The following is a 22315-nucleotide window of genomic DNA, read 5'->3' on the forward strand; positions in this document are numbered from 1 at the left end:
CGCCGGGCGGGTGCGCTGCCACATCCGTCGCGCGGCGACCTTCGACATACGTACTGCGGCGCACGCTGAACGGGCTCGATCCGCCTAGTCTGAGAGCGTGAAGGCGCCGGACATTTCGAAACGTGGCTGGGTGGTCAAGCCCAGCATCGCGCAGCGATTCCGTGAGGGGCGGTGGTCGGGCGACGGGTGGACTCCGGGCCTCGCCCTGATCGTCGCTGTCGTGCAGGTCATGGGCGGTCGCGGCGCCAATATCGGGCAGGCGGGGACACAGCCGCTGGACTGGCTCGGTTACCTCCTGCTGCTCGCCGGGCCGATCGCGCTGCTGTTCCGCCGCCGGGCGCCGATGGTGGTACTGCTGGTCGTCCTCGCCGTCTGCACGCTGTATCTGGCGCTCGGCTACGGCTACGGGCCGATCTTCCTGTCGCTGATCGTCGCGTTCCTCACCGCCGCGACGGTCGGCTCACGGTGGTGGACATACCCCATCGTGCCGCTGGGCTACCTCGCGTTCGTCTGGCCGGTGCCCAGCTGGTTCGGGCACCAGACCAACGGGTGGCAGGTGTTCGGACTGTTGGCGTGGCTGACCGTGCTGGTCGGCATCGCCGAGGGCATCCGGCAGCGGCGGACCGTGCTGGACGCGCGCAGACAACGAGCCGAGGCCGCGCGCAGAGACGAGGAAGCGCAGCGGGAGCGCCGGGCTAGCGAGGAACGCCTCGCCATCGCCCGCGAACTGCATGATGTGCTGGCGCACAGTCTTTCGCTGATCAACGTGCAGTCCTCGGTGGCGCTGGAATTGTTCGATCGCAGACCCGAACAGGCCGCGTCCGCGCTGGCGGCGATCAAGACCGCGAGCAAAGACGCACTCGCCGAGGTCCATACGCTGCTGCAAACCATCCGCACCGGTGGCGTCGCCGAACCCGTTGCCGAAGAAGACGATTCGACGGTCGACGAGTTCAGCCAGCGCCGCCTGGCGAGGGAGGCGGCCCAGGAGCGCCCCGTCGAACAACCGCGCCCCGCCCCGCGCGCGCCCGCCGCCAGCATCGAAGACCTGGACGCGCTCCTACAACGCAGTCGCACCGCCGGTTTGCCGGTCAGCACCCGCATCATCGGCGAACCACAGAAACTGCCGAGCGTCATCGACGCGGCCGCCGCGCGCATCATCCAGGAATCGCTCACCAACGTGGCACGGCACGCCCCCGGCGCGGACGCCACCGTCACCGTTCGCTACGCCCCGGAATCGGTCGACATCACCATCGACAACACCCGGCCGCTCGGTAACCAGCCCCGCTCCGGCACCTCCGGCGGTAACGGCATCGTCGGCATGCGGGAACGTGCCCACGCCCTGGGCGGGGCCCTCACCGCGGGCCCGCGCCCCAGCGGCGGATTCCGGGTGGCCGCCCGGCTGCCCATGCACACCCGGGACCGCGCCGAATCCGCGACATCGGGCGGCTCGTCGGCGCAGGATAGGTGAGAATCGGGAGGGCATCGTGAGCGTACGGGTTTTGGTCGCCGACGATCAGGCGCTGGTCCGCGGGGGCTTCGTCGCCCTGCTCGACGCGCAGGACGGCATCGAGGTGATCGGCGAGGCCGGCAACGGCGAACAAGCGGTCCGCATGACCCGCGCCCTCGCCCCCGACGTCGTTCTCATGGACATCCGCATGCCCATCCTGGACGGCCTCGCCGCTACCCGGATGATTGCCGAGGATGCGAAACTCGCCGGCGTGAAAGTCGTCGTCCTGACAACTTTCGAACTCGACGAATACGTTTTCGAGGCCATGCGCGCCGGCGCGACCGGCTTTCTCGTCAAGCACACCGAACCGGCCGACCTGGTCCGCGCCGTGCGCGTGGTCGCGGCGGGCGACGCCCTGCTCTCCCCCGGCGTGACCCGTCGCCTCATCGCCGAATTCTCCGCCCACGCCAAAACTCCCCCACCCGCCGAATTCGCCGAACTGACCGACCGCGAGCGCGAAGTGATGACGCTGGTAGCCGAGGGCCTCACCAACGCCGAAATCGGCGAGCGCCTCTTCATGAGCCCCGCCACCGCCCGCACCCACGTCAGCCGCATCCTGATGAAGCTCGGCGCCCGCGACCGCACCCAACTCGTGGTCATGGCCTACGAATCGGGCATGGTCCGGCCCGGCTGGCAATAGGCACGAAAAAAGCCCGCCCCCACTGGAATCCAGTGGGGGCGGACTCTTTCGGCTGTTTCCTACTCGCCCGAGGCGGCGGCCTCGCCCTCGCCGGCGCCGGTCAGCACTGCCAACTCGGCCTTGTCGTCGATGGCGGTCTTGGTCAGCTTCGCCTTGGGGGTGAAGGTGAACTTGGCCTTGTCGCCGGAGCCCTCGCCGTCCCAGCCTTCGACATCGACGAAGACGGTCTGGCCGGGGCCGATCTCGCCGAAGAGGATCTTCTCCGACAGCTGATCCTCGATCTCGCGCTGGATGGTGCGGCGCAGCGGCCGAGCACCCAGCACCGGGTCGAACCCACGCTTGGCCAGCAAGGACTTGCCCTGCGCGGACAGCTCCAGCGCCATGTCCTTGTTCTTCAGCTGCTTCTCGACGCGGCCGATCATCAGGTCCACCATCTGGACGATCTGCTCACTGGTGAGCTGGTGGAAGACGATGACATCGTCGATGCGGTTGAGGAACTCGGGCCGGAAGTGCTTCTTCAGCTCGTCGTTGACCTTGAGCTTCATCCGCTCGTAGTTCGAGCCCTCGGCATTGGACTGGGCGAAGCCCAGACCGACCGCCTTCGAGATATCCGAGGTACCCAGGTTCGAGGTGAAGATCAGCACGGTGTTCTTGAAGTCGACCGTGCGTCCCTGGCCGTCGGTGAGACGACCGTCCTCGAGGACCTGCAACAGGGTGTTGTAGATCTCCTGGTGTGCCTTTTCGATCTCGTCGAAGAGCACCACGGAGAACGGCTTACGGCGCACCTTTTCGGTGAGCTGGCCGCCCTCTTCGTAGCCCACGTAGCCCGGAGGGGCACCGAAGAGCCGCGAAGCGGTGAAGCGGTCGTGGAACTCGCCCATGTCGATCTGGATGAGCGCGTCGTCGTCGCCGAACAGGAAGTTCGCCAGCGCCTTGGACAGCTCGGTCTTACCGACACCGGACGGACCGGCGAAGATGAACGAGCCCGAGGGACGCTTCGGATCCTTCAGACCGGCACGAGTGCGGCGGATCGCCTTGGAGACGGCCTTGACGGCATCCTCCTGGCCGATGATCCGCTTGTGCAGCTCGTCCTCCATGCGGAGCAGACGGGTGGTCTCCTCCTCGGTGAGCTTGAAGACGGGGATACCGGTCCAGTTGGCCAGCACCTCCGCGATCTGCTCGTCGTCGACCTCGGCCACGACGTCCAGATCACCGGAACGCCACTGCTTCTCGCGCTCGGCCCGCTTGGCGACGAGCTGCTTCTCCTTGTCGCGCAGCCGCGCGGCCTTCTCGAAGTCCTGCGCGTCGATCGCGCTTTCCTTCTCGCGACGCGCATCGGCGATCTTGTCGTCGAACTCGCGCAGGTCCGGCGGAGCGGTCATCCGACGGATGCGCATGCGCGCACCGGCCTCGTCGATCAGGTCGATCGCCTTGTCCGGCAGGAACCGGTCGTTGATGTAGCGATCGGCCAGGGTCGCCGCGGCCACCAGCGCGCCATCGGTGATGGAAACCCGGTGGTGCGCCTCGTAGCGGTCGCGCAGGCCCTTGAGGATGTTGATGGTGTGCTCGACGGTCGGCTCGCCCACCTGCACCGGCTGGAAACGGCGTTCCAGGGCGGCGTCCTTCTCGATGTACTTGCGGTACTCGTCGAGGGTGGTGGCGCCGATGGTCTGCAGCTCGCCACGGGCCAGCTTCGGCTTCAGGATCGAGGCCGCGTCGATGGCTCCCTCCGCGGCTCCTGCTCCCACGAGTGTGTGCAGCTCGTCGATGAACAGGATGATGTCGCCGCGGGTGTTGATCTCCTTGAGCACCTTCTTCAGGCGCTCTTCGAAATCACCGCGGTAGCGGCTGCCCGCGACCAGGGAGCCCAGGTCGAGGGTGTAGAGCTGCTTGTCCTTCAGGGTCTCCGGGACCTCGCCGTTGACGATGGCCTGGGCCAGGCCCTCGACGACCGCCGTCTTACCGACACCGGGCTCACCGATCAGGACGGGGTTGTTCTTGGTACGGCGGCTCAGCACCTGCATGACGCGCTCGATTTCCTTCGAGCGGCCGATGACCGGGTCGAGCTTGCCTTCCAGCGCCGCCTGCGTCAGGTTGCGGCCGAACTGATCCAGCACCAGCGAGGTGGACGGCGTACCGGCCTCACCGCGCGGGCCGGATTCGACCGGCTCCTTGCCCTGGTAACCGGACAGCAGCTGAATAACTTGCTGGCGCACCCGATTCAGATCGGCGCCCAGCTTCACCAGCACCTGCGCCGCGACACCCTCACCCTCACGGATGAGGCCGAGCAGGATGTGCTCGGTGCCGATGTAGTTGTGACCGAGTTGCAACGCTTCGCGAAGCGACAACTCGAGCACCTTCTTGGCACGCGGGGTGAACGGAATATGCCCGGACGGGGCCTGCTGGCCCTGGCCGATGATTTCTTCAACCTGGCTACGCACACCTTCGAGCGAAATGCCGAGCGATTCCAGCGACTTCGCCGCGACGCCCTCGCCCTCGTGAATCAACCCAAGCAGGATGTGCTCGGTGCCGATGTAGTTGTGGTTGAGCATCCGGGCCTCTTCTTGGGCCAGGACAACGACACGCCTCGCGCGGTCGGTGAACCTCTCGAACATCGCTCCCTCACTCTCCTGCTCAAGCCTTCACTGGCGTCCGACGCTTCAGTGCATTCAACCTGTGGTCGTCAGCCTGCCATGAAGCCCGGGGGTTGCGGCCCCTGCCTCCCACTCTAGTTGGCAGGGGTGCAGGCCGCCTCCAGTCCACCCTATTGGTGACCAGCGACAGCACGGTCATTCACTCATAACGTGAGCGTTGCGAGTTTCGTTTCCGTCCAGGTTTTGCCTACAGCGAACATCGACCTGGGGATCCCGCAGCGCGGAGCCGACCGGACACTCTCCTGGATACACCGAGCTCCGCACATCGTCCACCTCAGTGCTGACCGGGAACCGGACGCCCCGGCTGGGACTGCCCGCCGCCGTACTGCCCGATGTTCTGCTGTGCGCCGAACGGACGGGTCGGCGGATTCGAGGGAGCCGCGAACTGACCGGGCACCGCGCCCGGAGCCGGGGCCGCCGCCGTGGCGCTCTCGCCGCGCTGAACCCCGGCGACGAACAGCGCGCCGCACAGCACCAGGAACGCCAGCGTGTGCAGCACGGCGCGGATGATGTTCCAGCGCACCCAGCCGGCTTCGAAATCGGCGCGCACCTGCGCCAGGTTCTGGATCTGGGCCACATCGCCCGCGGCGGCCAGTTGATCGTTCAGCGGCACGTTGAAACCCACCGTGACCGCGAAGGCGATCACGTTGAGCACCACAGCGACCGCGATCCAGACCAGGGTGGCCCGGTGGTCCTTTCCGAGGTGCAGAACCGCCGCCAGGATGCTGAAACCGACCGTGCCCATGAATCCGAGCATGAACCACGGATTGATGATCACCACGTTGATTTTCTGCATGACGTCGACGATCGTGCGGTCGTCGGACCGATTCAGCGCGGGCATCACCGAGATCGCGTAGGCGTAGAACACCCCGCCGATCAAGCCCGAAGCCAGCGCGGCCGCCACGAGCGCGGCGATACGGAGCGCGAACATAGAAATCTCCTGCCTGATAGCCCGGACCTGGCCTTTTTCATTCGGTCCGGCGATGACACAAGTCAACCGCTTTCCGGCTGGAGCAACCATGGTTCAGGCGCTCGGCTACTTACGTCAGCGTCCACGCCGCAGCGTGACTCAGAGATCTCTATCAGAGATGAGGCCGCTCTGCATCGCCAAGGCCGCCAAGCGAACTCGCTTCTGGTTCTGCGGCAGGTTTTCCACTCCGAACTTGGCGAACAACACGCGCAGATGAGTCTTGATCGCATCGACGCTGAGGAACAATTCCTCGGCGATCTGCTGATTGGAGGCGGGCGTGGCGAAGCCGGCGTTGTTTTTGTACGGGCGGCACAGCGCGACCAATACCGAACGCTGAGTGTCGGTGAGCGAACGCAGGGTCGGCATGGTGGCGGTGGCGGTGCGGGTGGGGTCGTCGGCTACCGCGCCGTAATGGCGGAATTCGACCATGGAGCTGCCGACGCGAATCTTGTCCCCCGCCATCAGCCTTCGCCGGCCCGCCAGCCGATCACCGTTGACGAAAGTGCCGTTGCGGGAGAGCCCGTCGTCGACGATGGTCCAGTGCGCGCCGAGGTATTCCACGGCGGCGTGCAGGCGGGACACCTCGGCGTCCCAGGGCATGGACAGATCGGCGTGAACGGAGCGGCCGATGGTGATCCGCTGCTGCTCGGGCGCGAGCATGAACTCCTGCCAGGTACCCGACTCATCCATGAATCGGAGCAGTGAACCGACGAAAGCACCCGTCACCGGCCCACCCGTCGCCCGACCACCGCCCCCCGAGGAGTCGCTGCGCGATGCGGTGATTTCACCCCGGCTCTCCCAACGATCAGTGACCACGACACAGTACCCATGGTGCCGCCTCGCAGTACCACTAGCAAGATCGCGGACACAACACTGCCGCCCCGGCGTCGCACGATTTTGCCCGGGCGGCAGTTGAAGAAAAAAGAACTCAGCCCTTCGAGGCCTTGTTGTACGCATCGGTGATGTCGGCCGAGATGCGACCGCGCGCGGACACCTTGTGTCCATTCCGGCGCGCCCACTCGCGAATTGCGGCGCTTTGTTCGCGATCGATGGAAACCCGGCCCTTCGGGGTCGCGGCGGTGCCCGCGGCGGCCTTCACCCGGCGACGTCCACTCACCCGGCGAGCGCTGGAAACCCACTGATCCAGCCCATCGCGCAGCTTCGCGGCATTTGCCGACGACAGGTCGATCTCGTACGACACACCGTCGATCGCGAACTCGATGGTCTCGTCCGCGATGGACTCACCATCGACATCGTCGATCAGGCTAACGGTGACCTTCTTTGCCATGAGATGAACGTCCTCTCGAAATCGTGCGACCCGCATACTAGGCCGATTACCCGAGGCAAGAATACCTCGAATTCGGAAAATTCCAAGACGGGATCTGAACTTTTGAAGTGAACCATTTCGAACGACCTGCAAGCAGTCGCTACGTACGTGCTCAGCGGGTGACCGGACGCACAATTGGGAACAGTATCGTTTCGCGGATTCCCAATCCCGTCAGTGCCATCAACAAGCGATCGATTCCCATACCGGTTCCCGTCGTCGGTGGCATACCGTACTCCATCGCGGCAAGGAAGTCTTCGTCGAGGACCATGGCTTCGTCGTCGCCCTGCGCGGCGAGCCTGGCTTGGTCCACGAAGCGCTCACGCTGGATGACCGGATCGACCAACTCGGAATAGCCGGTTGCCAACTCGAAGCCGCGCACATAGAGATCCCATTTTTCGGTAACTCCAGGTTTGCTGCGATGCTGTCGAGTGAGCGGTGATGTCTCCACGGGGAAGTCACGCACGAAAGTCGGCGCATACAGTTTGTCGCCGTACACGTGCTCCCAAAGTTCCTCGACAAGTTTGCCGTGACCGTAGCCTTTACCCTCCGGAATTTCCAAACCGACCCGATCGGCGAGCTTCAGCAATTCCGCCACAGTTGTTTCCGGAGTGACCGGAACACCGATCGAATCGGACAACGAGGGGTACATCTCGACGGTTGCCCACTCGCCGCTGAGATCGTATTCGGTGCCGTCGGCGAGCGTCAGAACCTGGGTGCCGAACGCCTCCTGCGCGACCTCCTGCACCAATTCCCGGGTCATCACCGCGGAGGTGTCGTAGGTGCCGTACGCCTCATAGGTTTCCAGCATGGCGAACTCCGGCGAATGCGTGGAGTCGGCGCCCTCGTTACGGAAGTTCCGGTTGATCTCGAAGACCTTCTCCAGGCCGCCGACCACACACCGCTTGAGGAACAGCTCCGGGGCGATGCGCAGGAAGAGATCCATATCCAGGGCATTGGAGTGGGTGACGAAGGGACGCGCCGCCGCGCCGCCGTGCAGCGTCTGCAACATCGGGGTCTCGACCTCGAGGAAGCCGCGGCGCTCCAGCGCGTTGCGTAGCGCGCGCACCACAGCGACCCTGGTCCGCGCCATTTCCCGGGCCTCCGGCCGCACGATCAGATCGACATAGCGCTGCCGGACCCGCGATTCCTCGTTCATCTCCTTGTGCGCGACCGGCAGCGGCCGCAGCGACTTCGCGGACATGGACCAGGAATCGGCCATGACGCTCAATTCGCCGGTCCGCGAGGAGATGACCTCGCCGTGCACGAACACGAAGTCACCGAGATCGACATCGGACTTCCACGCCGCGAGCGCATCCGCGCCGACGCCGTTGAGACTGATCATCGCCTGCAGCTTGGTGCCGTCACCTTCCTGCAGCGTCGCGAAACACAGCTTTCCGGTATTGCGCACGAAAATGACGCGGCCGACGACACCGACCTGCTCGCCGGTCTCGGCGCCGGGCTCCAGTTCCGGATACGCGCCCCGGATTTCGGCCAGGGTGTGCGTGCGCGCCACCACCACCGGATAAGCCTCGGTACCCGCGGCGAGTAGCCGCTCACGCTTGTCCCGGCGAATCCGCATCTGCTCCGGAACATCTACTTCCGGAGCGGGACGACTGGATTGCCCCGCAGGACTCTTACCTGCGGAGCGACCGGACGAAGGCGGGTTCTCGGTGCTCACGTCGGATAACACTAGCGGGCACCGGAAATCGTTTTACGGGGTGCCCGGGCAGTTGTGACCCGGGCGGGTTTGCCTGCCCCCGAATTAGCGCTCTCTTAACGAAAGCCGTTGTCCCGTCGGCGGATTACAACGAGGACAGCGCCTGGACCTCACGGGCGAAGTGCGGGGCCCGGATCGCGATGCTGAGCAACCCGGCGGCTTTCAGCGCCTGATAGCCGCCGATCAGATCGGTCGCCCGGTGCAGACCGAGTTCTTGCAGCGAGGCCGCGGCGAGACTGGAGGTATAGCCCTCCGAGCAGACGATGATCCATTCCACGTCATGGTCGGCGGCCAGCGCCAGCCGCGCGGAACTGGTGGGGTCGAGGCGCCATTCCAAGACATTCCGCTCGATCACCAGCGCACCGGGCAGGGTGCCCTCGCGGTCGCGCTGTGCCTGCGGCCGGATGTCGACCAGAATCGCACCGCGGCCCAGGGCCTCGGGCAATTCGAATGCGTAGCGCCGGCGCAGTCGGGTACGGGCCTTGTCGAGCATCTGATCAATGGTCAAATGCGTCATCAGTTATCACCTTCGGGCTGGTCGGTGAGGACGGTGTGGGTGCGCCGCAAGGTGCCGCGATCGGTCACCTCGTAATACGACATGGCCGTAAGCGGCGGGGAATAGGCGTGCACGCTGAGCGTGGGATCACCCAGTCCGGCGGGTTCGTGGGCGCGTTCGACGTCGTGCACCCAGCCGATCGGGAAAGCGGCCTGATCGCCGGCCGACAGGGTGCGCTGCCGTAATTGCGTGCCATCCCAGCGGAATTCGGTGAGCGCGCCGCTCAAAACGGTGAGCGCGCCGAGCGAGCCGGCGTGATCGTGCAATTCGGTGGACTTACCGGGGGTCCAGCTGATCAGCCAGATATCGACCTCGTCATCGGTGACCAGGCGGGTGGCCCAGCGCTCCTCGACCGGCCAGATGCCATCGGCGGGTAGCAGATGGTCGAATTTCCCTGCGAGGACGCCGTCGGCGCTCTCGTCGGTGAGACGCAGCAGATCAGCCGGGCGCAGCCGAGTGGGCAACGCGGGCGCCGGAGCCGTCCTGCCGGAAACAGGGAGGGAAAGAGCAGAAGAACGCATGAGCGAATCTCCAGGAGTTTGATCGGCCGAGGGACTTGAAGTCAGCCTCGATCGGTCGAGGCTGGATCAGCCTCGACAACACTCCTGGGTGCGCACGCGGGAAGACATGCCAGCGACTATAGCAACAGCAGGCCGGCGCGCAACACCCTCGATTCGAGTGATCCGCGCCATTACGGCTTGCGGCGCTGCTGGTTGCGCTCGTAGACCAGGCGCAGGCCGGTGGAGGTCAGGTGCGGTTCGTGATGTTCGATCGTCTCCGACTCCGGGACGATGAGCGGCGCGCTGATACCGGTCGCCACCACCGCGACATCGTCACCGGAGAAGGCGTCGAATTCGTCGCGGATCCGGTCGATCAAGCCGTCCACCAGACCGGCGAAGCCGTAGATCGCCCCGGACTGGATGGCCTCGACGGTGTTCTTGCCGACCACCGACCGCGGCCGGGCCAACTCCACCCGGCGCAGCGCGGCCCGCTCGATCAACGCCTCGCTGGAGATCTCGACGCCGGGCGCGATCACCCCGCCCAGGAATTCACCTTTGGCCGAGACCAGGTCCACCGTGGTCGCCGTGCCGAAATCCACGACAATCGCGGACGTGCCGAATTGATGATGGGCCGCAAGGGTATTCACGATGCGGTCGGCGCCGATTTCTTTCGGATTGTCGACCAGCAGCGGAATTCCGGTCCGCACACCGGGTTCCACCACGACGTGCGGCACCTCGCGCCAGTACCGATCCAGCATCAGCCGGATCTCGCGCAGCACCGGCGGCACCGTAGAGAGGGCGGCGACGCCCATCACCTGATCCAGCTGATCGCCGATCAACCCGCGCACCTGCATGGCGAATTCGTCGGCGGTGAGCAGCGGATTGGTATGCAGGCGCCAGTGCCGCGCCAGCTTCGCGTGGTTACCCGAGCCCGCGAACAACCCCAATTCGACGTGGGTGTTGCGGACATCGATGGTCAGCAGCATTGCTCACCCGATCCCGAGTTCTGTAGTAGTCAGTTGAAGCTCAACGCGCGCGGGGAGATCAGATCCGAGCCCTCCGGGGCGTGCGCGGGATCGGAACCCAGCTCGACCTGGCGGTTACGGTCGTCGACGAAGACTACCTTCGGGTCGTACTCGCGGACTTCCCGCTCGTTCATCTGGGCGTAGGCGATCAGGATCACCAGGTCGCCCGGGTGCACGAGATGTGCTGCGGCGCCGTTGATTCCGATGACTCCGGAACCGCGCTCACCGGCGATCACATAGGTCTCGAGGCGGGCGCCGTTGGTGATGTCGACGATGGCGACCTGCTCACCCTCGAGCAGATCGGCGGCGTCGAGCAAGTCTTGGTCGACCGTGACCGAGCCGACGTAGTGCAGGTCGGCGTGGGTGACGACGGCCCGGTGGATCTTGGACTTCATCATGGTGCGCAGCATCGGGGGTGGCCTTTCAGGAGACAGCGGCTTTGAGCGCGGCGCTGGTCGGGGTGAGCACGATCGGAACGTTGTCGATCAGGCGGGTATTGCCGACCCTGGCCGCGACCAGCAGGCGGGCATTGCCGGTGACGGGCGCGGGCCCCAGGGTGGTGGACCGCAGCTCCAAGTAGTCGACCTCGACACCGGAGGCGGCGTCGAGCACCTCGCGGGCCGCGGCGAGCACGCCGTCGGCGCCGAGTCCACCGGAGAGCTTGCCCGCGAGCAGCGCCGCGGACAGCGCGAGCGCGGATTCCCGCTGCGCCGGGCCGAGATAGCGGTTGCGCGAGGACATCGCCAGCCCGTCGGCCTCCCGCACGGTCGGCACCGGCACGACCTCCACGTCGAAATTCAGGTCCCGGACCAGCTGCCGGATCAGGGTGAGCTGCTGGTAGTCCTTCTCGCCGAAGTACGCCTCGGTGGGGCGGACGATCTGGAGCAGCTTCGCGACCACGGTCAGCATGCCCGCGAAATGCGTGGGGCGGCTCGCGCCCTCGAGCTCGGCGCCGAGCGGGCCCGGCTGCACGGTGGTGCGGGGACCGTCGGGATACATGTCGAGCGCGCTGGGCGCGAACACCACGTCCACGCCTTCGCCGCGCAGCAGTTCGACGTCGGCCTCCAGCGTGCGCGGGTACTTGTCCAGATCCTCACCGGCGCCAAACTGCAGCGGGTTGACGAAGATCGACACGATGACGACGCGATTGCGCCGCTTGGCCTCCCGCACGATGGCCAGATGACCCTCGTGCAACGCGCCCATGGTGGGCACGAAGCCGACCGTGCGGCCGACACCGCGCATGGCCTTGCTGATCGCGGACACCACCGCCGGATCGTGGTGGACGGTCAGCTCGCCGGGGCGGTAAGCGTCACGCAGTTTCGGATCCACGCTGTGTACCTTCTTCGTCTGTTCGGAGCCCTACCTGGTCACGCTGTGCTACCGCCTCCGGGCTCGACCGCACGGCCGAGGAGGGTCCTGCCAGCAACTCGATCAGGGCCGGATTGGTCTGCGCCCGTTCGGCCGTGCGCAGCGACATGGCCCGGTATCCCGTGGCCAGCCGGCTGTCGACGGCCTCGAGCGCTCGCAGGTGCGCGGCGACCGCTTCGGCGTCACCCCGGGCGACGGGACCGGTCAGGGCGGACTGGCCACGACGCAGGGCGTTGTCCAACGCGGCCGAGGCGAGCGGGGCGAGCAGGCGTTCGGCCAGGCCGTTCGGCTGATCGTCGACGATGGGCTGGCCGAGCAGGCCGGGACCGGCCAGCGCTTGGCGCAGGGCCGCCACCGCGTCCACGATCACGGTGACCAGGTGGTTACTGCCGTGCGCGAGCGCGGCGTGGTACAGCGCGCGGTTCTCCTCGGCGACCCGGACCGGTTCACCGCCCATTTCGATCACCAGCGACTGGGCGATGGCGTACCCGATGTCGTCGGCGGCGGTGATGCCGAAGCAGGCATTGCCCAGCCGGGCGACGTCCTCGTCGTGACCGGTGAAGGTCATGGCGGGATGAATGGCCAGTGGCAGCGCGCCTTGCGCGGCTAGCGGGGCGAGCACGCCGACGCCGTTCGCACCGGAGGTGTGCGCGACGATCGTGCCGGAGCGGACCAGCCCGGCGGTGGCCATACCCCGGACCAAGCCGGCCAGCTCGGCGTCGGGGACGGCGAGCAACAGCAGCTCACTGCGCGCGACCACGTCTTCGACCGGGAGGATCTCGGAATCGGGCAGGCGGGTACGGGCCCGATGCACGGAGGCGTCGGAGATCGCGGAGACGCCGAACACCACGTGCCCGGCGCGTTCCAAGGCGACGCCCAGGGCCGAACCGACGCGTCCCGCCGAGACGATTCCCACCGTCAGGCGTGCGGGCGCCGGGTCCAGGCCACCGTCAGAAGTCATGCTTCTAGAGGTCAACACTGTCCTCTCGAGGTTTTCCGTTCCAGTCCCGGCGAGCGGGTACCAGACGTTACGTCACGAGGATATCGGCCCGGGGATCACCGACGCCACGGCAGGGCCACGTGATCTACGGCACCAGGCCGCGACCAGCGGATCGACAGCGCGCCGGGTCAGCCGCGGCCGTTTTCCTCGGACTGCAGGTTCGCCATGATCTCGGCGACCGAGAGTTTGCGCGAACCCGGGCCGGACTCGGCGTCGGCGTCGACGCGGCGGCGCCGGCGCGAGGTAGGGGTGCCGATACGCGGAGCGGGCGCGGCCGTGGTGGTGGGACGGGCACGCGGCGGAACCGGGCGCGGCTGTTCGGGCTGCTGATCGAGCGGCGGCAGGCGCAGCGGCGCGGACTTGGGCTCCTCGGCGGCTGGTTTCGCCTCGGTGAAGGCGTCGGCCCAGGTCGAGCCGGGATCGGAGTAGCGCCGCTCGTCGGTGATCTCGGCGTCCTGAATGTTGTCGTCTTCGCGGGAAACGACTTGGGTTTCGGCGGTCACCGGCTCGTCGAACGGGCTCGCGAATTGCGGCGCCTCCGGATGATCCGGGGAGAACACGGGGGTCACACTGCTGCGCATCTGCTCGCCGATGCCGCCGGGTAGGCCCATCACCCAGGGGTCGGCATTCGCCGAGCTATTGTTCGCCGGATTAGCCGAACTGACCGGTAATTCCTGCATTCTGGTCGTGTCCGCGCGTAGCGCGGGCCGCTCCACGGGTAGTTCACCGTCGAAGAGCCGCTGCAGGCTGTGCCGTAGCACGCTGAGTTCGGCTCGGAGAGCGGCCATTTCGGCGGCGTCGGCCCCGACCTCCTGGCGCACCCGGGCTTCGACGCTCAGCTCGTATTCCCGCCGCGCTGTCACCTCCCGCTCCAGCTGCAACTCGTAGACCTTTTGCAGGTCGCGCGCCTTGGCCTTGTCTACCGTGGCTTCCCTGCGATAGCGGGTCGCGGCTAATGCGCCGATCACGGCAGCCCAGAGCGCCGCGACCAAGCCGATTCTGACAAATTGCAAGCTGTTGCTGAAGACCAGGAAAACGCTGGCAACCAGACCGAGCAGAATCAGCGAACCGATGAACAATTTTCCCGCTTGGTCCCGTCGCGACCGGGAAGTGCTGGTACGGGAGGGTGAAACCATGCCCGCCAGGGTAGCTCGGATGACGCGGCAGGCACAGTGACTCTCGGAACTATTCCGGCACTCCTGCTTGCTAGGTAGTTGCGGCGTCGTCCGGCGGGTCGTCCGGGGCTCGACAGCAATACTCGAGCCACAGCGCCGCCGCCGCCAGCGCGAGGCCCGCGAGCAAACCGACGATGGCGCCGGGCGAATCGGCGGCGGCCGCGCGCAAGGTCCCGCGCTGCGGGAAAACCCAGCACAGGAAACCGAGCCAGACGCCCGCGGCGATCGAGCCGACATGCACCGAGGCCTTCGCCAATGCCACAGCACGCGCTGCCGTGATCGGATGCAGCCGATTCCGGCCGTCCCCGATCTCGTCGTTGTTGACCTTCGCTCGGATCATGAACGCCAGCACCGCCTCGATCACCGCCACCGGGAACAGCGACGCTCCGGCGAAGACCGAGATGGCCGGAAAATTGGCGTACGCCATACGCGTGGCGGCCCAGGCGGCGACGGCCGCGATCAGCAGATTCGCGACGAGATCCAAGATCCGGGTCGGCTTCAGTGGCACGGCTCAACCCCCGCTGGTCGTGGTAGCCAGAATGTGCTCGGTCCGGTGGACGCCCGCGCGCTCGGCCGGATCCAGCCGGCGCAGCAACTCGCCGATCGGATACGGCACGCCGTCGACCTCGAGTTCCGCGGCCGGGTCCACCTCCAGCCACGGCACCAGCACGAACGCGCGGTTGTGCGCCTGCGGATGCGGCAGTGTCAGCTCCGGGTCGGTGCTGCGGCACGGCTGGTCGCCGTCGGCGCACCAGACCACGTCGACGTCGAGGGTTCGCGCGCCCCAGCGCACCACCCGTACTCGGTCGGCGGCCTGCTCCAACCGTTGCCCGGCGCGCAGCCAATCGGCACAGCTGAACTCCGGATCATCCACCAGCACAATGGCATTGAGATAATCGTCCTGGTCGACCCCGCCCCACGGGGCGGTCGAGTACACCGCGGAGACCGCGCGCACACGCGCGCCCAGGCCGTCGACCACGCTGCGCAGATGCGCGAGCCGGTCCCCCAGATTCGAGCCGATCGACAGCACGGCGCGCGTCACCCGCGACTCCTCGCGGTGACGACGCGAACGTCGGCGAAGGTGTGCGGGATCGGCGCGGACGGCTTGTGCAGCACCACCTCACAGGCCTGCACGCGCGGATCGCTCATCACCTCGTCGGCGAGTTCGGCGGCCACCGTCTCGATCAGGTTGCGGGGCGTGCCCTGCACGATCCGCACCGCCAGCTCGGCCAGCTCGCCGTAGTGCACGGTGTCGGCGATGTCGTCGGACTGCGCGGCGGCCGCGAAATCGGTCCACAGGGTCAGATCGACGATGAACTCCTGTCCGTCCCGCCGCTCGAAGTCGAAAACTCCGTGGTGGGCGAAGACGCGCAGGCCACGCAACTCGATGCGGTCGGTGCTCAATGCCGTATTTCCTGCCTGTGCTCGATGTGCGGTGTTCGCCACGCCGTCGATGGTCACGCTCCGCTACCTCCTCCGGGCGCTGAGCTGCTGCCGCGCGTCGGCGGCGGATGTCGGCTCGGATCGATGTTTCGCGCGGGCCCGGGTGCAGGCGTCGGTGACCGCGATCGCGTCCAGGGAGGCACGCACGTCGTGGACGCGCACTCCCCATGCGCCGTGTTCGGCGGCCAGCGCGGAAAGAGTGGCGGTCGCGATCTCGCGGCCGTCCGGCGGGCGGGGACCGGCGGCGTCGGCCAGCAGAGAGCCGAGGAAACGTTTGCGGGAGGCACCGATCAGGATGGGCAGACCCATGTCCGTCAGCTCGCACCCGGCCATCAACGCTCCCAGCAACTCCCAGTTGTGGTCGGCGTTCTTGGCGAAACCGATGCCGGGATCCAAGATCAGCTTGTCGGCGCCGACCCCACCGGCTACCGCCAGCTCCACCTGCTGGCGCAGTTCCCACGCCACCTCGGCCACCACGTCGTCGTAATGTTCGGCGGGGCCGGTGTGCTGATAGTTCGCGTCCGCACGCCAGTGCATGAGGATCCACGGAAGCCCGGATGCGGCAACCACTTTCACCATGTCGGGGTCGGCGCGGCCACCAGAAACGTCGTTCACCATCGACACACCGGCCGCGACCGCGGCCTCGGCGACCCGCGCCCGCATGGTGTCCACGCTGGTCGGCACGCCCGCCGCCGCGAGACCGCGGATCACCGGCACCACCCGGGCGGCTTCGGTGTCCGGATCGACGCGGATCGCACCCGGCCGGGTGGACTCGCCGCCTACGTCGATGATGTCCGCACCCAGTTCGTACAGCGAGACGCCATGTGCCACAGCGACATCCGGATCCAGATAGCGGCCGCCGTCGGAAAACGAATCGGCGGTGACGTTCACCACGCCCATCACCACGCAGGAGCGGCCCGCGCGCGGAACCATCACCCCGGATCCCCGCGCACCGCTCTCGGCCATGAGAAGTGCGCTCACTTCCGGAGAATGAGGTCCAGCGCCTCGGCGCGCGAAGCGGCATTGGATTGCAGCATGCCGCGCACCGCCGAGGTGGTGGTGCTCGCGCCGGGCTTGCGGATACCGCGCATGGCCATGCACAGGTGCTCGGCCTCCACCACCACGATGGTGCCGCGCGGGTCCAGCTTGCGCATGATGGCATCGGCGATCTGGCTGGTCAGCCGCTCCTGCACCTGCGGGCGCTTGGAGTAGAGATCGACCAGGCGGGCCAGCTTGGACAGACCCGTCACCCGGCCGTGCGGGCCGGGAATGTAGCCGACGTGCGCGACGCCGTGGAAGGACACCAGATGGTGTTCGCAGGTCGAGTACATGGGGATGTCGCGGACCAGGACCAGTTCCTGATGACCTTCGTCGAAGGTGGTGTTGAGGACCGCGTCCGGCTCCTGGTAGAGCCCGGCGAACATTTCCCGGTAGGCACGGGCGACGCGAGCCGGGGTATCGGCCAGGCCGGGGCGGTCGGGATTCTCCCCCACCGCCAGCAGCAACTCGCGGACCGCGGATTCGGCTCGAGCTTGATCGAAGGTTCGTCCGGTTTCGAGCGCCACCAGCTCGTTTGCCACCTGGGCGGCTGCGGTCGATCCGTGGACTGGTGTCTGATCGACAGCACCGTTCGCGACGCCTAGCGGGTGACTGTCACCATTCTGGTTTGCCGACAATCGGGACACCTCCAAATCTCAGGTGCCGGCAATCTCTCGGCACCCCACCGTACGAGCGTAAATGGCGCCCGTCCCCGCTGATCACAACGGGTCCGGGCGGCGCATCGATTCGCTCAGTGCCGGCCGTTCGGGCCATCCCAATCACGGTTCTCGCCCTCACCGGAGGACGGCTCGTCATATCCGCCACGGTCATAGCCGCGATCCGGCTGCTGACCCGGCTGCGGCTGACCCGGCTGCGGCTGGCCCGGCTGCGGGTTGCGCCACTGCTGGTAGGGCTGACCGGACGGCTGTTGCTGCTGTGATTCCTCGCGCGGCGGCCAGCCCGGCGCCGACCAACCGGCCGGAGCGCCGTAATCCGGACGCGAACCCTGCGTGCCGCCCGCGGGACGCGGGAAACCCTGGGTCGGCTGCGGACGGTAACCGGGGTCGGCGGCGGGCGGATAGTTGTACTGCGGTTGGCCGGTGTACCCCTCGGGCGGGTAGCCGTTGGCCGGAGCGGGCTCGCGCTTGGCCGTCGCCGGCGCGGGCAGCGCCTCGGCGGGCGGCCACGGCTCGCCGCGCTCCTGGGCCAGCTCGCGCGGCGTCTTCACCGGCGGCTTGTCCGAGGGCAGGCGATCACCGAAATCGTTGAAAGCCGTGATGCGCGGGCGCTTTTCGACCGAGGCGAGCAGTTCCTCGAGCTCGCGCCGGTGCAAGGTCTCCTTTTCCAGCAGCGCGGTGGCCAGCACGTCGAGCACATCGCGGTACTCGTTGAGAATGGCCCAGGCCTCGGTGTGCGCGGCCTCGATCAGGTTGCGCACCTCCTCGTCGATGGCGCCGGCGACCTCGTGCGAGTAGTCCGAGTGCTGGCCCATCGAACGGCCGAGGAACGGATCCCCGCCCTCCTGGCCGTAGCGGACCGCGCCGAGGCGGGCGCTCATGCCGTACTCGGTGACCATCGCGCGGGCGATCTTGGTGGCCTGGTCGATATCGGAGGACGCGCCGGTGGTCGGCTCGTGGAACACCAGCTCCTCGGCCGCGCGACCGCCCATGGCCATGACCAGGCGGGCGATCATCTCCGAGCGGGTCATCAGGCCCTTGTCGTCCTCGGGCACCGTCATGGCGTGACCACCGGTGCGGCCGCGGGCCAGAATGGTGACCTTGTAGACGGGCTCGATATCGGGCATCGCCCAGGCCGCCAGGGTGTGGCCGCCCTCGTGGTAGGCGGTGATCTTCTTCTCGTGCTCGCTGATGATGCGGCTCTTGCGGCGCGGGCCGCCGATCACGCGATCCACCGATTCCTCGAGGTTGGCGCCGGTGATGACCGTGCCGTTCTCGCGGGCGGTGAGCAGGGCGGCCTCGTTGATGACGTTGGCCAGGTCGGCGCCGGACATGCCGACGGTGCGCTTGGCCAGACCCTCGAGATCGGCATCGGGCGAGATCGGCTTACCGGAGGAGTGCACCCGCAGAATCGCGCGGCGACCGGCCAGGTCCGGATTGCTGACCGGGATCTGCCGGTCGAAGCGGCCCGGGCGCAGCAGCGCCGGATCGAGGATGTCGGGGCGGTTGGTCGCGGCGATCAGGATGACGCCGGTGCGGTCGCCGAAGCCGTCCATCTCGACGAGCAACTGGTTCAGCGTCTGCTCGCGTTCGTCGTGACCGCCGCCGAGGCCGGCGCCGCGCTGGCGGCCGACCGCGTCGATCTCGTCGACGAAGATGATGCAGGGGCTGTTCTGTTTGGCCTGATCGAACAGGTCGCGCACCCGGGAGGCACCGACACCGACGAACATCTCGACGAAGTCGGAACCGGAGATGGTGAAGAACGGGACGCCCGCCTCACCGGCGACGGCGCGCGCCAGCAGCGTCTTACCGGTGCCGGGGGGACCGTAGAGCAGCACGCCCTTCGGGATTTTCGCGCCCAGGGCCTGGTAGCGCACCGGGTTCTGCAGAAAGTCCTTGATTTCGTAGAGCTCTTCGACAGCCTCGTCGGCCCCGGCCACATCCGCGAAGGTGGTCTTGGGCATGTCCTTGGACAGCTGCTTGGCCTTCGACTTGCCGAAGCCCATCATCCCGCCGCGGCCGCCGCCCTGCATGCGTCCCATGACGAAGACGAACAGGCCCAGCAGGATGATCATCGGCAGTACGAACAACAGGATCTGGGTCAGCCAGCTCTCCTGTTTGACCACGGTGTTGTACGGGGCGCCGGTCTTCTGCACCGCGTCGAAGATCTGATTGGAGGTCTCGCTACCGCTCGGATACTTCGTGATGATCTTGTTCGAGCCTTTGGTGGCGTCGTTGCCGTTGTTCAGCTCGATCCGCAGCTGCTGCTCGCGGTCATCGATCTGCACGTTCTTGACGTTGGCTTTGTCGTTCAGCTGCTGCAGCGCCACGGAGGTGTCGACGTTCTTCCACCCGCGCGTGTCGTTGCCGAAATAGCTGAACGCATAGACCACGAGCAAGATACCCGCGATTATGGCCAGGGTGCGAAACACTGTCTTGCGGTTCATAGAGCGTCGGCCGGGCGGCCAGTCCTTTCCGGTGTCTCCGGTTCTGCCTAGCGAGAACGTCGGGCTCGTCAGTGTTTCGACATGCCCAGCGGCGTAATCCGTCCCCGTCCAGGCCCCGCTCGGACGGGGATCGGATGCGGACATGCCACGTTACCGCGTACGGTTCTACTCGATACATCGCGCAGTTCGGCAGTTGGTGCAGTTCGAGAGGTAAACGGCCGGAGGACCACATCGGTTCCCGATCTCACCGGTCCGGGTTAACTCAAGTGCCCACAATCATGGCATGTTCGGCCTATCGTGGGCGACGACACAACAAGAGCACGACATGAGAGGTCCGGCCCGGAGAAGGCGTAGGTGTAACCGTGGAGGGCCCCGATCATGCCGAACCGAACGCAGGGGGTATGGACATAGTCGAGCTACGGACACCCACAGCGATTGTGCGCCACGGCCGCGGACGTTTGATCGTCCTGCGACCAGGTAGCGATGGCGAGCGCGTGCTGGATGTTCCGGTCACCGATCTACTCAAGGTCCGGCTGAACCGGCGCGCCGACGACGCGGTCGTCATCGAGATCTATCTGCGATACCCCACCCCGGTCCTGACCGGCGTGCCCGCGGACCGCACCCCACTGCCCGTGCTGATCGCCGAGCACGACGTACCGCAGGCGAGCCAGATCGTGGATCAGATCAACGCCCAGATCCTCGCCACCCAGCGCATCGACGTCGCCGCCCCCGATCTGCATCCACCGGACCCGACCTGGGACAAGAACGGCCCCATCCGCGCCGACGTGGAACGTGCCGTGCACCGCATGGCTTCCAAGCGGGAGACGAAATCCGCTGTCGCGGCGCTGCATCGCTTCGTGACGCCGGAGGAGTACGTGCTCGAGACCGCGGCGGCGGTGGCGCATCCGCCCGCCGGCAACGGCGCCGGTCTGCTGGCCGCCACCACCGAACGACTGCTGTTCATCTCCGTCGGCGGCACCCGCTACGCGCACGAGCTGCCGATCGCGGCCGTGCTGTGGGCGCACAGCACCGACGGCGCCAAGGCCAATCCCGGCGAGATCGGCACCACCCGGCACGAACCCGGGCTCGAGGTGAACGACGGCAAGATGACGCTGCGTTTCACCGGCGCCGATCGCGCCGACACCGAGCGGGTCGGCCTGGCACTGAACTTCGCGGTCCGCCGCTCCGCCACCGACGGCGCGATGGGCCCGGCGGATCCCAGTGTGTCCCAGCTGTATTCGGAGTGGGAGCTGCTGGTCGAACGGCATTCGCTGGGCATGGTGGACGACACCCAGTTCCAGCGCTACGGCCGCGGCATCCTGCGTTCGCTGCCCGACGGGCTCTGACCGAACCGACGAGAAGCGCCGCGCGGAACCCCGCGCGGCGCTTCTTTTCTGTGCGTCAGGCCGGGTCGTTGAGCTGGATGCGGCGCCACGGGCTGGTCGGCCGAGTCCACAGGCGCAGCAGTTCCAATCGGCGATCGACGCCGCCGTTCTTCAGTTCGGCCAGATCCTCACAGGCCTGCCAGTAGGTCCAGCCGGTCAGGTAGGCGTCGCCGAACTGGCGCCAGTTGCGGTACTTGCGCTGCGCGATGGGCAGCGCGCGCATCAGATAGGCCCAGGCCACATCGGCTTCCAGATAGCCTGCGGTGAAGGCCATCCGGGCCACCGCCACGACGCGCGCCAGATCCCAGGCGTGGATGTCGGCGGGCAGCGGCTTGGACAGATGGTCGGTGAAGCCGATCTTGATGGCCTGGGACCAGATGTCGTAGTCGCGGACCAGCGCCTCGGGGTTGTCCATGCCGCGGAACGAACCCACCTGCCGCAGGAACGCGCGGTGCCGGTCGGCGCGCTCGCCGAAGCGATCCCGCTCGCTGGCGTTGATCGAGGCCATCACCAGCGGATGCACCAGCGCGTAGAGCGGGCCGTGCATACCGTCGAGCAGTTGCTCCATCGACGCCTGCGCCTCGGTGCCGTCGGTGATCCCCCAGGCGCCGGTCAGGGTGTCGATGGCCAGTTCACGGCGGTCGCCGAGCGGATGCTCGCGCTCCGGACCGAGCAGCAGCGCGTCGTGGAAGGCATCCCAGCGCGCCGAATAGAAACCGCCGAGCGCGAGGGCGCGCAGCTCGTCATCGGAGACCGCGGCGCCGGACCAGTGGTCCTCTTCCCGCTTGTCGAGCTCCTCGTAGGGGAAGGTTGTCAAGGTTGGTATCCCGCGGGCAGGCATAGGTCGATTGTTCCCGAAGTTTCCCCTCGGGGCTCGTCTTATCGA

Annotated in this window: 22 protein-coding genes; 3 read left to right on the top strand and 19 right to left on the bottom strand. The window is 67.0% G+C overall.

Annotated features, from left to right (window positions below; all coding sequences use genetic code 11):
* Positions 1 to 97: 97 nt before the first annotated feature.
* Together BJ987_RS03575 and BJ987_RS03580 are read left to right on the top strand one after the other, a co-directional pair.
* Entirely contained in the window at positions 98 to 1468 is a 1371-nt protein-coding gene (locus BJ987_RS03575; RefSeq protein WP_307869448.1) for a sensor histidine kinase, read from the top strand.
* A 16-nt stretch (positions 1469 to 1484) separates the two neighbouring features.
* The gene (locus BJ987_RS03580; RefSeq protein WP_209884649.1) at positions 1485 to 2147 is read left to right on the top strand and encodes a response regulator transcription factor; all 663 of its coding nucleotides are present in this window, start codon (positions 1485 to 1487) and stop codon (positions 2145 to 2147) included.
* A 59-nt stretch (positions 2148 to 2206) separates the two neighbouring features.
* Here the strand turns inward: BJ987_RS03580 and BJ987_RS03585 are convergent, their stop codons facing one another.
* The 18 genes from BJ987_RS03585 to ftsH form a co-directional block, all read right to left on the bottom strand.
* Complete coding sequence (locus tag BJ987_RS03585; protein ID WP_209884651.1) at positions 2207 to 4762, bottom strand: ATP-dependent Clp protease ATP-binding subunit; 2556 nt, start codon at positions 4760 to 4762, stop codon at positions 2207 to 2209.
* A 313-nt stretch (positions 4763 to 5075) separates the two neighbouring features.
* Entirely contained in the window at positions 5076 to 5732 is a 657-nt protein-coding gene (locus BJ987_RS03590; RefSeq protein ID WP_209884652.1) for an anthrone oxygenase family protein, read from the bottom strand.
* Between the two features lie 138 nt (positions 5733 to 5870).
* Positions 5871 to 6461 (bottom strand): FHA domain-containing protein, encoded by a 591-nt coding sequence (locus BJ987_RS03595; protein WP_245365797.1) that lies wholly within the window; start codon positions 6459 to 6461, stop codon positions 5871 to 5873.
* Positions 6462 to 6699: 238 nt separating this feature from the next.
* Entirely contained in the window at positions 6700 to 7059 is a 360-nt protein-coding gene (locus BJ987_RS03600) for a histone-like nucleoid-structuring protein Lsr2 (RefSeq protein ID WP_209884654.1), read from the bottom strand.
* 151 nt (positions 7060 to 7210) lie between these two features.
* A complete protein-coding gene (lysS, locus tag BJ987_RS03605; protein WP_209897789.1) occupies positions 7211 to 8677 on the bottom strand; it encodes a lysine--tRNA ligase in 1467 nt (488 codons plus the stop codon).
* A gap of 223 nt (positions 8678 to 8900) precedes the next feature.
* Positions 8901 to 9332: a rhodanese-like domain-containing protein gene (locus BJ987_RS03610; RefSeq protein WP_209884656.1), complete on the bottom strand. Its 432-nt coding sequence runs from the start codon at positions 9330 to 9332 to the stop codon at positions 8901 to 8903.
* The gene (locus BJ987_RS03615) at positions 9332 to 9892 is read right to left on the bottom strand and encodes a cysteine dioxygenase (RefSeq protein WP_209884657.1); all 561 of its coding nucleotides are present in this window, start codon (positions 9890 to 9892) and stop codon (positions 9332 to 9334) included. The genes BJ987_RS03610 and BJ987_RS03615 overlap by 1 nt, the downstream gene beginning before the upstream one ends.
* Before the next feature lie 170 nt (positions 9893 to 10062).
* Complete coding sequence (locus BJ987_RS03620; protein ID WP_209884659.1) at positions 10063 to 10857, bottom strand: type III pantothenate kinase; 795 nt, start codon at positions 10855 to 10857, stop codon at positions 10063 to 10065.
* 29 nt (positions 10858 to 10886) lie between these two features.
* On the bottom strand, positions 10887 to 11306 hold the full coding sequence (gene panD, locus BJ987_RS03625) for an aspartate 1-decarboxylase (RefSeq protein WP_209884661.1): 420 nt from the start codon (positions 11304 to 11306) through the stop codon (positions 10887 to 10889).
* A gap of 13 nt (positions 11307 to 11319) precedes the next feature.
* Positions 11320 to 12225, bottom strand: a complete 906-nt coding sequence (gene panC / locus BJ987_RS03630) for a pantoate--beta-alanine ligase (protein WP_209884663.1) — start codon at positions 12223 to 12225, stop codon at positions 11320 to 11322.
* Positions 12206 to 13225 (bottom strand): Rossmann-like and DUF2520 domain-containing protein, encoded by a 1020-nt coding sequence (locus BJ987_RS03635; RefSeq protein ID WP_209884666.1) that lies wholly within the window; start codon positions 13223 to 13225, stop codon positions 12206 to 12208. Before BJ987_RS03635 ends, panC begins: the two co-directional genes overlap by 20 nt.
* A 167-nt stretch (positions 13226 to 13392) precedes the next feature.
* Positions 13393 to 14400, bottom strand: a complete 1008-nt coding sequence (locus BJ987_RS03640; RefSeq protein ID WP_209884668.1) for a DUF6779 domain-containing protein — start codon at positions 14398 to 14400, stop codon at positions 13393 to 13395.
* A 70-nt stretch (positions 14401 to 14470) separates the two neighbouring features.
* On the bottom strand, positions 14471 to 14941 hold the full coding sequence (locus BJ987_RS03645; RefSeq protein ID WP_209897791.1) for a DUF3180 domain-containing protein: 471 nt from the start codon (positions 14939 to 14941) through the stop codon (positions 14471 to 14473).
* 9 nt (positions 14942 to 14950) lie between these two features.
* Complete coding sequence (gene folK / locus BJ987_RS03650; RefSeq protein ID WP_209884670.1) at positions 14951 to 15481, bottom strand: 2-amino-4-hydroxy-6-hydroxymethyldihydropteridine diphosphokinase; 531 nt, start codon at positions 15479 to 15481, stop codon at positions 14951 to 14953.
* Complete coding sequence (gene folB, locus BJ987_RS03655; protein ID WP_372446926.1) at positions 15478 to 15894, bottom strand: dihydroneopterin aldolase; 417 nt, start codon at positions 15892 to 15894, stop codon at positions 15478 to 15480. The genes folK and folB overlap by 4 nt, the downstream gene beginning before the upstream one ends.
* Positions 15895 to 15906: 12 nt before the next feature.
* The gene (gene folP / locus BJ987_RS03660) at positions 15907 to 16848 is read right to left on the bottom strand and encodes a dihydropteroate synthase (RefSeq protein WP_443677973.1); all 942 of its coding nucleotides are present in this window, start codon (positions 16846 to 16848) and stop codon (positions 15907 to 15909) included.
* Positions 16849 to 16859: 11 nt separating this feature from the next.
* Entirely contained in the window at positions 16860 to 17462 is a 603-nt protein-coding gene (gene folE, locus BJ987_RS03665) for a GTP cyclohydrolase I FolE (RefSeq protein WP_209884672.1), read from the bottom strand.
* 209 nt (positions 17463 to 17671) lie between these two features.
* Positions 17672 to 20044, bottom strand: a complete 2373-nt coding sequence (ftsH, locus tag BJ987_RS03670) for an ATP-dependent zinc metalloprotease FtsH (RefSeq protein ID WP_209884674.1) — start codon at positions 20042 to 20044, stop codon at positions 17672 to 17674.
* A 494-nt stretch (positions 20045 to 20538) separates the two neighbouring features.
* Here ftsH and BJ987_RS03675 point away from each other — a divergent pair, with 494 nt between their 5' ends.
* The gene (locus tag BJ987_RS03675) at positions 20539 to 21390 is read left to right on the top strand and encodes a hypothetical protein (RefSeq protein ID WP_307869451.1); all 852 of its coding nucleotides are present in this window, start codon (positions 20539 to 20541) and stop codon (positions 21388 to 21390) included.
* 55 nt (positions 21391 to 21445) lie between these two features.
* Here BJ987_RS03675 and BJ987_RS03680 read toward each other — a convergent pair whose 3' ends face one another.
* Positions 21446 to 22246 carry a DUF1266 domain-containing protein gene (locus tag BJ987_RS03680; protein WP_245365798.1) on the bottom strand — a complete coding sequence of 267 codons (801 nt, stop codon included), beginning with the start codon at positions 22244 to 22246 and terminating at the stop codon, positions 21446 to 21448.
* Positions 22247 to 22315: the final 69 nt, after the last annotated feature.

The sequence above is a fragment of the Nocardia goodfellowii genome (assembly GCF_017875645.1).
Classification (GTDB): Bacteria; Actinomycetota; Actinomycetes; order Mycobacteriales; family Mycobacteriaceae; genus Nocardia; species Nocardia goodfellowii.